Origin of the sequence: Citrobacter sp. Cpo148 (genome assembly GCF_030332375.1) — a bacterium.
GTDB classification, from domain to species: domain Bacteria; phylum Pseudomonadota; class Gammaproteobacteria; order Enterobacterales; family Enterobacteriaceae; genus Citrobacter; species Citrobacter portucalensis.
Genome location: NZ_JAOWHY010000046.1, coordinates 91,223 through 104,303 on the forward strand (window position 1 = coordinate 91,223; position 13,081 = coordinate 104,303).

Consider the following 13,081-nt stretch of genomic DNA (forward strand, 5'->3'; position numbering starts at 1 on the left):
GGAACTCCAGGGTAAAATGATCATCAAATAGAGAATTGTAGCTGACCTGGGACCTTGAGCCCCGGGTCGGTATTTTTTTGCTTCTGACTCTGGCATGACACACGCCAGGGTGGGCTTAGCAGCCGGGGTGAGAGCAACTACCCCCTACAGGAATGTTCAAGAGGTATAACAAATGCAAGCTATCCCGATGACCTTACGTGGTGCTGAAAAACTGCGCGAAGAGCTGGATTTTCTGAAATCTGTGCGCCGTCCTGAAATTATTGCCGCTATCGCTGAAGCGCGTGAGCACGGTGACCTGAAAGAGAACGCGGAGTATCACGCGGCGCGCGAACAGCAGGGTTTCTGCGAAGGACGCATTAAAGATATCGAAGCTAAACTGTCCAACGCGCAGGTAATCGACGTTACTAAAATGCCGAACAATGGCCGCGTTGTTTTCGGTGCGACGGTTACCGTTCTGAATCTCGATAACGATGAAGAGCAGACATGGCGTATTGTCGGTGATGATGAAGCCGATTTTAAACAGAACCTGATTTCAGTGAACTCGCCTATCGCTCGTGGCCTGATCGGTAAAGAGCAGGATGACGTCGTAGTTATCAAAACGCCGGGCGGCGAAGTGGAATATGAAGTGACGAAGGTAGAATACCTGTAATTCGCATCTTGGTTAAGATGTTGATACATTGTAAAGAAAGGAAAAAGGCCGCATAGCGGCCTTTTATCAACGAAGAGAGCGTGGCATTTTGCTCTCCTGCTAGCGGAAAACCCCGCGTTTTACACAAACTTCGTGTGCAACTTTGGGATATTCTTAGCGTGGCAGCGAGATTTTACGTTCTTTAGTCGGGCGATACAGTACCAGCGTTTTGCCGATGACCTGTACATTGCAGGCGCCGGTTTCGCGTACGATAGCTTCCACGATCAAGGTTTTAGTATCGCGATCTTCCGAGGCGATTTTCACCTTGATAAGTTCATGGTGCTCTAACGCTTGTTCAATCTCGGCCAGTACCCCTTCGGTCAAACCATTATTGCCAAGCATAACTACAGGCTTGAGCGGATGTGCCAGACCTTTCAGGTGCTGTTTTTGTTTAGTACTCAGATTCATCGTATATTTTTGCTTACGTTGGGATTGAAAACGGGTCATTCTACCGCCATCTCCCATATATCACCAAATAGCTGTGTAGAAATTTACACCATTGGTTACGATGAACTGCCCTTTGGGAATGTGAAATGACAGGTAAAAAGCGTTCTGCCAGCTCGAGTCGCTGGCTTCAGGAACACTTTAGCGATAAATATGTTCAACAGGCGCAGAAAAAGGGGTTACGTTCCCGTGCCTGGTTTAAACTTGATGAAATACAGCAAAGTGACAAAATTTTTAAACCGGGGATGACAATAGTTGATCTCGGTGCTGCACCCGGTGGCTGGTCGCAATATGCAGTTACGCAGATCGGCAACACCGGCCGCATTATCGCTTGCGATCTTTTACCTATGGATCCAATCGTTGGTGTGGACTTCCTTCAGGGCGACTTTCGTGATGAATTAGTCCTGAAAGCGTTACTTGAACGCGTAGGTGACAGTAAAGTACAAGTTGTCATGTCTGATATGGCGCCAAATATGTGTGGAACACCGGCGGTGGATATTCCCCGGGCCATGTATCTGGTAGAGCTGGCGCTTGGAATGGCTCGTGATGTATTAGCGCCAGGTGGTAGTTTTGTAGTGAAGGTGTTCCAGGGCGAAGGCTTCGATGAGTATCTAAGAGAGATTCGCTCCCTGTTTACGAAGGTCAAAGTTCGTAAGCCGGACTCTTCTCGCGCCCGTTCGCGTGAAGTGTATATTGTAGCGACCGGGCGTAAACCATAACCGGCAGATTTCAAACGAAAGTTTGAAAGAAACTGGATATAGAGTATCCTGACGCTGTTTTTAACACAGTTGTAATATGAGGTTAATCCCTTGAGTGACATGGCGAAAAACCTAATTCTCTGGCTGGTCATTGCCGTTGTGCTGATGTCAGTATTCCAGAGCTTTGGGCCCAGCGAGTCTAATGGCCGTAAGGTTGATTACTCTACCTTCCTGCAAGAGGTCAATCAGGACCAGGTTCGTGAAGCGAAGATCAACGGACGTGAGATTAACGTTACCAAGAAAGATAGTAACCGTTACACGACCTACATCCCGGTTAACGATCCGAAGCTGCTTGATAACCTGCTGACCAAAAACGTCAAGGTTGTTGGCGAACCACCTGAAGAGCCGAGCCTGCTGGCTTCTATCTTCATTTCCTGGTTCCCAATGCTGCTGCTGATTGGTGTCTGGATCTTCTTCATGCGTCAGATGCAGGGCGGTGGTGGCAAAGGTGCCATGTCGTTCGGCAAGAGCAAAGCGCGCATGCTAACGGAAGATCAGATCAAAACGACTTTTGCTGACGTTGCGGGTTGTGACGAAGCAAAAGAAGAAGTCGCTGAGCTGGTTGAGTATCTGCGCGAACCGAGCCGTTTCCAGAAACTGGGCGGTAAAATCCCGAAAGGCGTCCTGATGGTCGGTCCTCCGGGTACGGGTAAAACCCTGCTGGCGAAAGCTATCGCAGGTGAAGCGAAGGTTCCATTCTTCACAATTTCCGGTTCTGATTTCGTGGAAATGTTCGTGGGTGTCGGTGCATCTCGTGTGCGTGACATGTTCGAACAAGCCAAGAAAGCGGCACCGTGCATCATCTTCATCGATGAAATCGACGCCGTAGGTCGCCAGCGTGGCGCAGGTCTGGGCGGTGGTCACGATGAACGTGAACAGACGCTGAACCAGATGCTGGTTGAGATGGACGGCTTCGAAGGTAACGAAGGTATTATCGTTATCGCGGCAACTAACCGTCCGGACGTTCTTGACCCTGCGCTGCTGCGTCCAGGCCGTTTCGACCGTCAGGTTGTGGTTGGTCTGCCAGACGTTCGCGGTCGTGAACAGATCCTGAAAGTGCATATGCGTCGCGTACCGCTGTCTCCGGATATCGATGCGGCAATCATTGCACGTGGCACGCCTGGCTTCTCCGGTGCGGACCTCGCGAACCTGGTGAACGAAGCGGCGCTGTTTGCTGCTCGTGGCAACAAGCGCGTAGTGTCGATGGTTGAGTTCGAAAAAGCGAAAGACAAAATCATGATGGGTGCGGAACGTCGCTCCATGGTGATGACGGAAGCGCAGAAAGAATCTACCGCGTATCACGAAGCTGGCCACGCGATTATCGGTCGCCTGGTACCGGAACACGATCCGGTGCACAAAGTAACGATTATCCCGCGCGGTCGTGCGCTGGGTGTGACCTTCTTCCTGCCTGAAGGCGACGCAATCAGCGCCAGCCGTCAGAAACTGGAAAGTCAGATCTCCACACTGTACGGTGGCCGTCTGGCGGAAGAGATCATCTACGGTGCTGAACATGTTTCTACCGGTGCGTCGAACGACATTAAAGTCGCGACTAACCTGGCGCGTAACATGGTTACTCAGTGGGGCTTCTCCGATAAACTCGGTCCGTTGCTGTACGCTGAAGAAGAAGGCGAAGTGTTCCTGGGACGTTCTGTGGCGAAAGCGAAACACATGTCCGATGAAACCGCTCGCATTATCGATCAGGAAGTTAAGCTGCTGATTGAACGTAACTATGACCGTGCACGTCGTTTGCTGAACGAAAACATGGACATTCTGCACTCGATGAAAGATGCGCTCATGAAATATGAGACCATCGATGCGCCGCAGATTGACGATCTGATGGCTCGCCGCGACGTGCGTCCGCCAGCGGGTTGGGAAGAACCGGGTTCTTCTAACAATAACTCTGGCAGCACCGGTAAGCCGAGTGCACCGCGTCCGGTTGATGAACCGCGTGCGCCAGACTCTGGCACTATGTCAGAGCAACTGGGCGACAAATAAGTTATCGTTGATGATGACCGTGTTTTAATTGAAAACCCTGGGGCTTGCTCCGGGGTTTTTCTTATCTGCATATTCAAGATTTTACCAGGGATAAAACTATGAAACTCTTTGCTCAGGGTTCTTCACTGGATCTCAGCCATCCGCACGTCATGGGGATTTTGAACGTTACGCCAGACTCATTTTCCGATGGTGGAGCGCACAACTCTCTGGTTGAAGCGGTGAAACACGCAAACCTGATGATTAACGCCGGGGCGACTATCATTGATGTGGGCGGTGAGTCCACGCGTCCGGGCGCGGCTGATGTGAGTGTGGAAGAAGAGTTGCAGCGAGTGATCCCAGTAGTCGAGGCGATTGCTCAGCGTTTTGAAGTGTGGATTTCGGTCGATACCTCAAAACCCGAAGTGATTCGCGAATGCGCCAGAGTTGGCGCGCATATCATCAATGATATTCGCTCACTCTCGGAGCCTGGAGCGCTGGAAGCCGCAGCGGAGACCGGATTACCGGTTTGCCTGATGCATATGCAGGGGCAGCCGAAAACCATGCAGGAAGCACCAAAGTATGAGGATGTTTTTGCTGAGGTAAATCGTTACTTTGTTGAGCAAATAGCACGTTGCGAGCGGGCTGGAATCACAAAAGATAAATTGTTGCTCGACCCCGGATTCGGATTCGGTAAAAATCTCACTCACAACTACACATTACTGGCACGTTTGTCTGAGTTTCATCATTTTAATCTGCCATTGCTGGTTGGGATGTCACGAAAATCAATGGTTGGCCAGTTACTGAATGTGGGGCCATCTGAACGCCTGAGCGGTAGCCTTGCGTGCGCGGTGATTGCCGCAATGCAGGGGGCGCAGATCGTTCGTGTCCATGACGTCAAAGAAACCGTAGAAGCGATGCGTGTGGTGGAAGCCACATTGTCTGCAAAGGAAAAAAAACGCTATGAGTAATCGTAAATATTTTGGCACTGATGGGATCCGCGGTCGCGTAGGCGATGCCCCAATTACTCCTGACTTTGTGCTCAAGCTGGGCTGGGCTGCAGGGAAAGTGCTTGCTCGTCATGGTTCACGTAAAATTATTATCGGTAAAGATACGCGTATTTCCGGCTATATGCTGGAGTCTGCGCTGGAAGCGGGCCTGGCTGCCGCCGGACTCTCAGCCTCATTCACAGGGCCAATGCCAACACCCGCCGTTGCGTATCTGACGCGCGCCTTCCGTGCTGAGGCCGGGATTGTTATCTCCGCTTCGCACAATCCGTACTATGACAACGGGATTAAATTCTTCTCTACCGACGGGACTAAACTGCCGGATGCAGTGGAAGAAGCCATTGAAGCCGAGATGGAAAAAGCGATCACCTGCGTGGATTCCGCTGAACTGGGTAAAGCCACGCGTATCGTTGATGCTGCCGGTCGCTATATCGAGTTTTGCAAAGGCACCTTCCCGAACGAACTGAGTCTGAATGAGCTTAAAATTGTGGTGGATTGCGCTAACGGTGCGACGTACCACATTGCGCCAAATGTACTGCGTGAACTGGGTGCAAACGTGATTGCCATTGGCTGTGAGCCAAACGGTGTGAATATCAATGAAGAAGTCGGCGCCACCGACGTCCGTGCTCTGCAGGCGCGCGTGATTGCGGAAAAAGCCGATCTGGGTATTGCGCTGGATGGCGATGGCGACCGTGTCATTATGGTTGACCACGAAGGTAATAAGGTCGATGGCGATCAGATCATGTACATCATCGCCCGTGAAGCCCTGCGTCAGGGTCAGCTGCGCGGTGGCGCGGTAGGTACGCTGATGAGCAACATGGGCCTCGAGCTGGCGCTGAAACAGCTGGGTATTCCGTTTGCCCGTGCAAAAGTTGGCGACCGCTATGTGCTGGAAAAAATGCAGGAAAAAGGCTGGCGTATCGGTGCCGAAAACTCAGGTCATGTGATCCTGCTGGACAAAACCACCACTGGTGACGGTATCGTGGCGGGTCTGCAGGTGCTGGCGGCGATGGTACGCAACCATATGAGCCTGCACGACCTGTGCAGCGGCATGAAAATGTTCCCACAACTGCTGGTTAACGTACGATACACAGCAGGTAGCGGCGATCCACTGGAACATGAAAACGTGAAAGCGGTGATGGCGGAAGTGGAAGCGGCGCTGGGTAACCGTGGACGCGTCCTGCTGCGTAAGTCTGGTACCGAACCGTTAATTCGTGTGATGGTTGAAGGTGAAGACGAAGCGCAGGTGACTGAATTCGCCCACCGTATTGCCGATGCTGTGAAAGCGGCGTAATTCCGAAGAAAGTGAAAGCCGGAGTCTGAGACTCCGGCTTTTTTTTTACTGTACGGCAAGCTGCTGTTTACGTCGGCGCTGCCAGAAGTAACCACCGACCATCAGTAGCACAAGGACTGCCAGCCACGGCAGAACCGCCAGCAGATGTCCAGACCGGGCAAAGGTTAGCGCAATCATCAGTAGCCAACCGCCCAGCATCGGAATCGCGGTACGCTTAACAATATCCACAGGCGAGACGCCTGCAATTCCCGCGATAGCAATGATGACGCCAGCAATAGGCGATAACGTACGACCAATACCCGCCGAGATCTGGATAGGCAACATCATGACAGCGATATCGCTACCGATATGACGGCTGATGTCCGGCACCATGGGTGCGAAGGAGAAAAGTGCCGCATTCCCGGAGCCCATCAGCGCTGAAATTGCGAAGGTGATCAGGGTCATCAGCAGGATAATAGAGGCGGCGCTGAGGCCAAATTCACCGGAAAGTGACAACAGTGCGTCAACGGCACCAATGGCTTTCAGTCCGGCGGAAAAGACTTCACCGGCGATAATCAGTGTCACGACGGTGGCAAAAACGCTGCCCATGCTGTCGAAAACCTTTTGTACGCCAGCCATCACCTCGCGCGCCTTGCGATGACGGCAGTACTCACAAACCAGCGTAATAGCGAGGCTTATCAGTACGGCGGTATCCAGCGTGATCTTGAGAGAGCTGAATACTAAATCGCTGCACACCAGCATCAATACCAGCGGCAGCATGGGCAGAAACAGCCAGGCGATAGGTGCGTCGGCTTCATCAGTCGCCGTTAATGTCTGCATTTGCTGAGCTGCATTGTCGCCACTTTCCCGACGGTCAAAAAAGCGTTGCACAACAATATGCAGTAGGGCGATGAAAAGAATGACGGGCACAACGATCGGCAACTGATCCTGCACGAAATAGTTCACGACCTCGATGCCTGCGGTTTTGGCGGCGAGAACAGAGTTGCCGGAGCCGGGGCCAAACTCAACCGCACAGGTACTGGCGATAACGGCGGCAACCGCGGCGCGGCTACAGCCAAGACGGGTAAGCAGCGGGTAAAGCGTCGCCATCAGCAGCAGACCCAATCCGGTGGCGCTGCTGATAAACAGCGACAGGAATTGACCCAATAGCAGTGCCAGCCCCAGCAGCAGATATGGCGAGTTCAGCCGTTGCAAAGGACGAGACGTCACCCGAACCAGTACCTGGCTTGCGCCAATGGCTGACATGTAGGTGGCAAAACCACCAATCAGCATAATTTGCAGTCCGAGGCCGCCGAGACGCACGCTCAGGGTATCGCGAATAAACTCAAAGGCGTCAAAGGGGCCAAATCCGGTGCTCTTTTTCACCAGGCCACTGAGTGAGGTCATTCCGCTAAAATGCGCGATAAGCAACAGCACAATCCCGGTCAATAACAGTACCGACTGGGGGTGATATTTTTTGAGGATCAGACGTCCGGCAAAAATGATGGCGATTAGCGCCAGTAGCAATGACATTCTTGCCTCCTTACTCGAAGTTGCCGGTAACCAGGCACTCGCCATCCCGCAGCAACGGTTTACCCGCGGCAAACAGATGTGCCAGCGAGAGGTCATCATTGAGTACACAGATATCGGCACGTTCTCCGGCGCAGAGCACGCCCCCGGAAATACCCAGCGAGCGCGCAACGTTTGCCGTCAGCATCGCGATGGCCTGTGGCGCCGGAATCCCGACATCAATCAGGCGAGGAAGCAGGTTAAGATTGCCTGCGACCGGTGCCGCGCTTAAACCTTCAACGATACCCTGAGCGTTAAAGCGCGGAACGCTGCCATTGCCGTCAGAACTGATCGTGATGCGCTCCGCCGGAACCAGTGCTTCGAGTGCGTGGAGAATCGCTTGCTCCTGAGGCATAAAACGACTGCCACCGGACGTAACATCGATATGGCCGCCGCGATGGGCGAAAGCAATCGCCTGTTCGAACAAGGGCTCAGTTCTCGCAACATGCGTCGGTGAAATATGGTGAATCGGAATACCCGCATCACACAGCTCAATAAGTTGCGACATCCCTTCCGGCAGATTCCCCAGGTGCACATGCAGCAAGCCTTTTTTCCCAGCCAGCAGGGAAGCGACGCGAATATCGCTCACTATCCTCAGCAACTCCTGGAAAGAGGGGTAAGAACCGCGGTGATCGGCGAGGGCGATTTTTACACCAAGAATTGCCGGAATGAAGGCCATATCATCGCGGATGGATCGCGTAATAGTTGGGCTGGGAACGGCGTAGGCTCCCGTGTGCATAAACGCGCGTAATCCCTCAAGGTTGAGAGACTGCATTTTTGCGTAGAGGTCTTTGGGTGAACGAGAAATGGCATCGGTGCCTAACACGCCAACCACCGTGGTAATACCTGCCTGAATCAGGTCGCGCAGCTTGACGGCGGGCGTCCGACTGGCAAATCCGGCTTCACCACCGCCACCGGTAAGATGAACATGCTGATCGATGATACCAGGGATAACCCATTTACCCCGACAATCGATGACCTCGTTGATGCCATCAAACAATGAAATATCTTTTTCTACCGCCACAATTCGGTCGGCATGAATGAGCAGGGAGCAGAGGCCTAAATCCTCAGGAGAAAAAACACGGGCATTGGTCAATAAAGTAAACATAGCGGTCCTGTCAAACGTCGAGGGTGAGAGTCGGCAGGTGAAACGAAATATTGTTGTTATGATGCCCACCATAAAGCCATTACTATAACTATGACTATTACCGATTTGTTATTGGAGGATGCGGTTATGGCATGGCGGAGAGCACAACGTGGATTGTAAGTGGCTGGAAGATTTTCTGGCCTTGAGCCAGCATGGAAACTACTCTCAGGCCGCGGCGCAGCGGCATATTACTCAACCTGCGTTGAGTCGGCGTATAAAGGCGCTGGAAGAGGTGCTGGGCGTGCCTTTGTTTGACCGGACAACGACCCCTGTCACGCTGACGCGCTATGGTGAACGCTTTGAGCCTTATGCCCGGCACGTTCTCAGCACGTTAACAGAGGCAAGCCATGAGCTGTCGGCGATGACGCCAGCAACGGATAACACGCTGGTGATGGTTAGCCTGCATACGCTGTCGGTGAATATCCTGCCGGATATGATCAACTACCTGCGACAGAGTGAGCCGCAGTTAAACTTTACGGTAAACGCCAGTATCCAGGGGATAGACAACCATTTCAATGCCCTGATGAACCGGCAAATTGATTTACTGGTAACCTACGATTTACCGTCTGCCCAGCCGGGGCTGGAGATCGCCGGAGGGTTAAAACGTTCCCTATGGCGGTATGAGCGATTTATACCGGTTATTTCAGCCCAGTTGGCTGATGCGCTTAATGATCCGCATGCTCCGATTCCGTGGCTATGCTACAGCGACTACACCTTTGTCAGACGTATTATTGAGTCGGCAGAACAACGCGTCCGCCCACGGCTAAAAAAAGTATTTGAGAGTGGTTTAAGCGAAACGATACGAGAAATGGTACTGCGCCATATGGGAATGGCCTGGTTACCTGAATCGATGGTGGCGGAAGAGTTGGTGAATCAGCAAATTATTCACTGCTGGCCAGAAAATACAGACCTGATTTGTGAAATCCCCGTTGTGGTATGGGCGAATCTTGAAGATCAACGTGCCGTTATGCAGAGATGCTGGGAGAAGTTGCTGCGTTTTTGATTGATATGGCGATTTTTTCCGCAGTTGATACAATGCTAACAAATTGCCCTTGCGAAGGTTATTCGCTTTGGTTAGTATTCACACCCGCTTCAGTGGGAAACAGTAAATATTCCCGCTTTAATGGTCGAAGCATTGTACGCGGCAACTCCGCAAGGAACAGGTTGATTATGCACGAAGCTCTTTTAGTAGTTTTCCTTATTGTGGCAATTGGCCTGGTAGGCTTGATCATGCTGCAGCAAGGCAAAGGCGCTGATATGGGAGCCTCTTTTGGCGCAGGCGCTTCTGGTACTCTGTTTGGTTCAAGTGGTTCTGGTAACTTCATGACCCGTATGACAGCTGTATTGGGAACCTTGTTCTTCATCATCAGTCTGGTGCTGGGTAACATGAACAGCAACAAGACCAATAAAGGAAGTGAGTGGGAAAATCTGAGCGCACCGGCGAAAACCGAGCAAACTCAGCCAGCTGCTCCGGCTCAGCCGACCAGCGATATCCCACGCTAAGTATTCTGTACCGAGGTGGTGGAATTGGTAGACACGCTACCTTGAGGTGGTAGTGCCCTAACGGGCTTGTGGGTTCGAGTCCCATCCTCGGTACCAAATTCCAAAAAAAAGACGCTGCAAAGCGTCTTTTTTTTCGTCTGTTATTTGTGGCTATCCTGTAGGTCGGATAAGGCGTTAACGCCGCCATCCGACATTATTACAACGCCTGATGGCGCTACGCTTATCAGGCCTACAGACATCCTATATTCCGCGCATAAAAAAGGCCGCTTGCGCGGCCTTAAGATAGTGAATCTTTACTTCGCCTTATTTTCCAGATTCTCAACCTGCGGCAGGCCGGTTGCGGAAGAGGCGGTCAGCAGGCCAGACTGCGCATAGCCGAACAGCTTCTCGCGGGTATCGGTGATATCCAGATTACGCATGGTCAACTGACCGATACGGTCGTCCGGAGAGAATACGGAGTCGCCTTTTTCCATCGTCAGACGTTCTGGTTTGTACGTCAGATTGTCAGACACGGTGTTGAGGATTGAGTAGTCATTACCGCGACGCAGTTCCAGCGTCACTTCACCGGTAATCTGGCTGGCAACCCAACGTTGCAGACCGTCACGCAGCATCAGCGCCTGAGAGTCGAACCAGCGGCCCTGATACAGCAGACGACCCAGCTGGCGACCGTGCGCGTGATACTGCTCGATGGTATCCTCGTTGTGAATACCGGTCAGCAGACGCTCGTAGGCGATATGCAGCAATGCCATCCCCGGGGCTTCGTAGATGCCACGGCTCTTCGCTTCAATGATACGGTTTTCAATCTGATCGCTCATACCCAGACCGTGACGGCCGCCGATACGGTTGGCTTCCAGCATCATCTCAACGTCGTCGCTGAAGGTTTTACCGTTCAGAGCAACCGGATGACCCTGTTCAAAACGCACGGTCACTTCTTCTGCCGGGATCTTCACGCTCTCATCCCAGAACTTCACGCCCATAATCGGGTTAACGATTTTGACGCTGGAGTTCAGGAATTCCAGATCTTTTGCTTCGTGAGTCGCACCGAGCATATTGGAGTCTGTTGAGTACGCTTTCTCAACGGACATTTTGTAGTCGAAACCACAGGCAATCATAAATTCGGACATCTCATGGCGACCACCGAGTTCATCGATAAAATCGGTATCCAGCCATGGTTTGTAAATCTGCAGTTCGGCGTTGGTCAGCAGACCGTAACGATAGAAACGTTCAATATCGTTACCTTTATAGGTGCTACCGTCGCCCCAGATGTTTACACCATCTTCTTTCATGGCGGCAACCAGCATGGTGCCGGTCACGGCGCGGCCCAGCGGGGTGGTATTGAAATAGGTCAGTCCGCCAGTGGTGTTGTGGAAGGCACCGCACTGAATGGCAGCGATCCCTTCGGCAACCAGCTGCTTACGGCAATCTACCAGGCGAGCATTCTCAGCACCATATTCCATTGCACGGCGAGGAATGGCGTCATAGTCATCCTCATCCGGCTGGCCCAAATTCGCAGTATATGCATATGGGACAGCCCCTTTTTGTCGCATCCACAGCAGTGCTGCACTGGTGTCCAGGCCGCCGGAAAAAGCGATACCAATACGTTGACCTACCGGGAGATGCTTGAGAATCGTCGTCATAAAATAAAACCCTGCTTGATAGACTGGTGAAGAGGTTGGCTTATTATGCTAATTGCATTTTTATGCAAAATAAATGAGTTTTCATTTAATCATCTTTTCTGGATGACAGGAAGAGTTTAGTGATAATTTCGTTAAATAACGGCGTGGGCGGCATATTTATCTTGCTGGGCTAGCGCTGGGCAGCATTCATTGGTTTGCATAGTCGTAACAAGGTTGACATAACGCATAGTGAATCAATATACTGTGCGCAGATTTTACGTCCCGTCTCGGTACCAAATCCCAGCAGTATTTGCATTTTTTACCCAAAACGAGTAAAATTTGCCACGTTTCAGGCGCGGGGTGGAGCAGCCTGGTAGCTCGTCGGGCTCATAACCCGAAGGTCGTCGGTTCAAATCCGGCCCCCGCAACCACTTTCCCTTAGAGTTCTTTTTCAAATATACTGTGAAGACTTAGGCCTTCGTAGCTGGATTTGAAAAAAATTCTTTCGGAAGGTTCTCCGAACCGCAGGTGCGGTTATAGGGTTCAGTTATCTAAAGCCCCGATTTATCGGGGTTTTTTGTTATCTGACTACAGAATAACTGGGCTTTAGGCCCTTTTTTTATGTCTTGGGGGTGGGCTTGTCCACATTAGAGCAAAAATTAACAGAGATGATTACAGCGCCAGTTGAAGCCCTGGGCTACGAACTGGTCGGCATCGAATTTATTCGTGGTCGCACATCCACACTGCGCATCTATATTGATAGTGAAGATGGCATCAATGTTGATGATTGTGCTGATGTGAGCCATCAGGTAAGCGCCGTGATGGATGTCGAAGACCCAATCACCGTTGCCTATAACCTGGAAGTCTCCTCTCCGGGTCTCGACCGTCCTCTATTCACAGCTGAACACTACGTGCGTTTCCTGGGTGAAGAAATCACGCTGGTTCTTCGTATGGCGGTACAAAACCGTCGTAAATGGCAGGGCGTTATCAAAGCGGTGGACGGTGAGATGATCACGGTCACAGTCGAAGGCAAAGATGAAGTGTTCGCGCTGAGTAATATCCAGAAGGCGAACCTGGTTCCCCACTTTTAACAGTCTGGATTGAG

Annotated in this window: 12 protein-coding genes and 2 tRNA genes; 10 read left to right on the top strand and 4 right to left on the bottom strand. The window is 51.8% G+C overall.

All coding sequences use genetic code 11. The features are described from left to right. Nucleotides 1-172 precede the first annotated feature (172 nt). Nucleotides 173-649: a transcription elongation factor GreA gene (greA, locus tag OGY10_RS15325; protein ID WP_003025019.1), complete on the top strand. Its 477-nt coding sequence runs from the start codon at nucleotides 173-175 to the stop codon at nucleotides 647-649. A 153-nt stretch (nucleotides 650-802) separates the two neighbouring features. Here greA and yhbY read toward each other — a convergent pair whose 3' ends face one another. Further along, nucleotides 803-1,096, bottom strand: coding sequence for a ribosome assembly RNA-binding protein YhbY (gene yhbY / locus OGY10_RS15330; protein WP_003025016.1), 294 nt, complete (start codon nucleotides 1,094-1,096; stop codon nucleotides 803-805). A 125-nt stretch (nucleotides 1,097-1,221) separates the two neighbouring features. On the opposite strand from yhbY, the gene rlmE reads away from it, so the two are divergent. The 4 genes from rlmE (at nucleotide 1,222) to glmM (ending at nucleotide 6,162) form a co-directional block, all read left to right on the top strand. Next, complete coding sequence (gene rlmE, locus OGY10_RS15335) at nucleotides 1,222-1,851, top strand: 23S rRNA (uridine(2552)-2'-O)-methyltransferase RlmE (RefSeq protein ID WP_003025015.1); 630 nt, start codon at nucleotides 1,222-1,224, stop codon at nucleotides 1,849-1,851. A 99-nt stretch (nucleotides 1,852-1,950) separates the two neighbouring features. Beyond that, the gene (ftsH, locus tag OGY10_RS15340) at nucleotides 1,951-3,885 is read left to right on the top strand and encodes an ATP-dependent zinc metalloprotease FtsH (RefSeq protein WP_003025013.1); all 1,935 of its coding nucleotides are present in this window, start codon (nucleotides 1,951-1,953) and stop codon (nucleotides 3,883-3,885) included. A 98-nt stretch (nucleotides 3,886-3,983) separates the two neighbouring features. Continuing rightward, nucleotides 3,984-4,832: a dihydropteroate synthase gene (gene folP / locus OGY10_RS15345; protein ID WP_048225717.1), complete on the top strand. Its 849-nt coding sequence runs from the start codon at nucleotides 3,984-3,986 to the stop codon at nucleotides 4,830-4,832. Further along, a complete protein-coding gene (glmM, locus tag OGY10_RS15350) occupies nucleotides 4,825-6,162 on the top strand; it encodes a phosphoglucosamine mutase (RefSeq protein ID WP_008785919.1) in 1,338 nt (445 codons plus the stop codon). Before folP ends, glmM begins: the two co-directional genes overlap by 8 nt. Nucleotides 6,163-6,207: 45 nt before the next feature. On the opposite strand, the gene dcuC is transcribed toward glmM, so the two are convergent. Both dcuC and iadA read right to left on the bottom strand, forming a co-directional pair. Further along, the gene (dcuC, locus tag OGY10_RS15355) at nucleotides 6,208-7,674 is read right to left on the bottom strand and encodes a C4-dicarboxylate transporter DcuC (protein WP_286576973.1); all 1,467 of its coding nucleotides are present in this window, start codon (nucleotides 7,672-7,674) and stop codon (nucleotides 6,208-6,210) included. A 10-nt stretch (nucleotides 7,675-7,684) separates the two neighbouring features. Next, the gene (gene iadA / locus OGY10_RS15360) at nucleotides 7,685-8,818 is read right to left on the bottom strand and encodes a beta-aspartyl-peptidase (RefSeq protein WP_125362927.1); all 1,134 of its coding nucleotides are present in this window, start codon (nucleotides 8,816-8,818) and stop codon (nucleotides 7,685-7,687) included. A gap of 148 nt (nucleotides 8,819-8,966) precedes the next feature. Between iadA and OGY10_RS15365 the strand changes: the two genes are divergently transcribed. The 3 genes from OGY10_RS15365 to OGY10_RS15375 all read left to right on the top strand — a co-directional run bounded on the left by OGY10_RS15365 (nucleotide 8,967) and on the right by OGY10_RS15375 (nucleotide 10,456). After that, nucleotides 8,967-9,860, top strand: coding sequence for a LysR family transcriptional regulator (locus tag OGY10_RS15365; RefSeq protein ID WP_208743684.1), 894 nt, complete (start codon nucleotides 8,967-8,969; stop codon nucleotides 9,858-9,860). 167 nt (nucleotides 9,861-10,027) lie between these two features. Beyond that, the gene (secG, locus tag OGY10_RS15370; RefSeq protein ID WP_003025000.1) at nucleotides 10,028-10,360 is read left to right on the top strand and encodes a preprotein translocase subunit SecG; all 333 of its coding nucleotides are present in this window, start codon (nucleotides 10,028-10,030) and stop codon (nucleotides 10,358-10,360) included. Between the two features lie 9 nt (nucleotides 10,361-10,369). Next, nucleotides 10,370-10,456: transfer RNA gene (locus tag OGY10_RS15375), tRNA-Leu, on the top strand. Between the two features lie 197 nt (nucleotides 10,457-10,653). On the opposite strand, the gene argG is transcribed toward OGY10_RS15375, so the two are convergent. After that, complete coding sequence (gene argG / locus OGY10_RS15380) at nucleotides 10,654-11,997, bottom strand: argininosuccinate synthase (protein ID WP_005131837.1); 1,344 nt, start codon at nucleotides 11,995-11,997, stop codon at nucleotides 10,654-10,656. A gap of 333 nt (nucleotides 11,998-12,330) precedes the next feature. On the opposite strand from argG, the gene OGY10_RS15385 reads away from it, so the two are divergent. Further along, a tRNA-Met gene (locus OGY10_RS15385) sits at nucleotides 12,331-12,407 on the top strand. Nucleotides 12,408-12,614: 207 nt separating this feature from the next. Continuing rightward, nucleotides 12,615-13,067, top strand: coding sequence for a ribosome maturation factor RimP (gene rimP, locus OGY10_RS15390; protein ID WP_286576975.1), 453 nt, complete (start codon nucleotides 12,615-12,617; stop codon nucleotides 13,065-13,067). Nucleotides 13,068-13,081 lie beyond the last annotated feature (14 nt).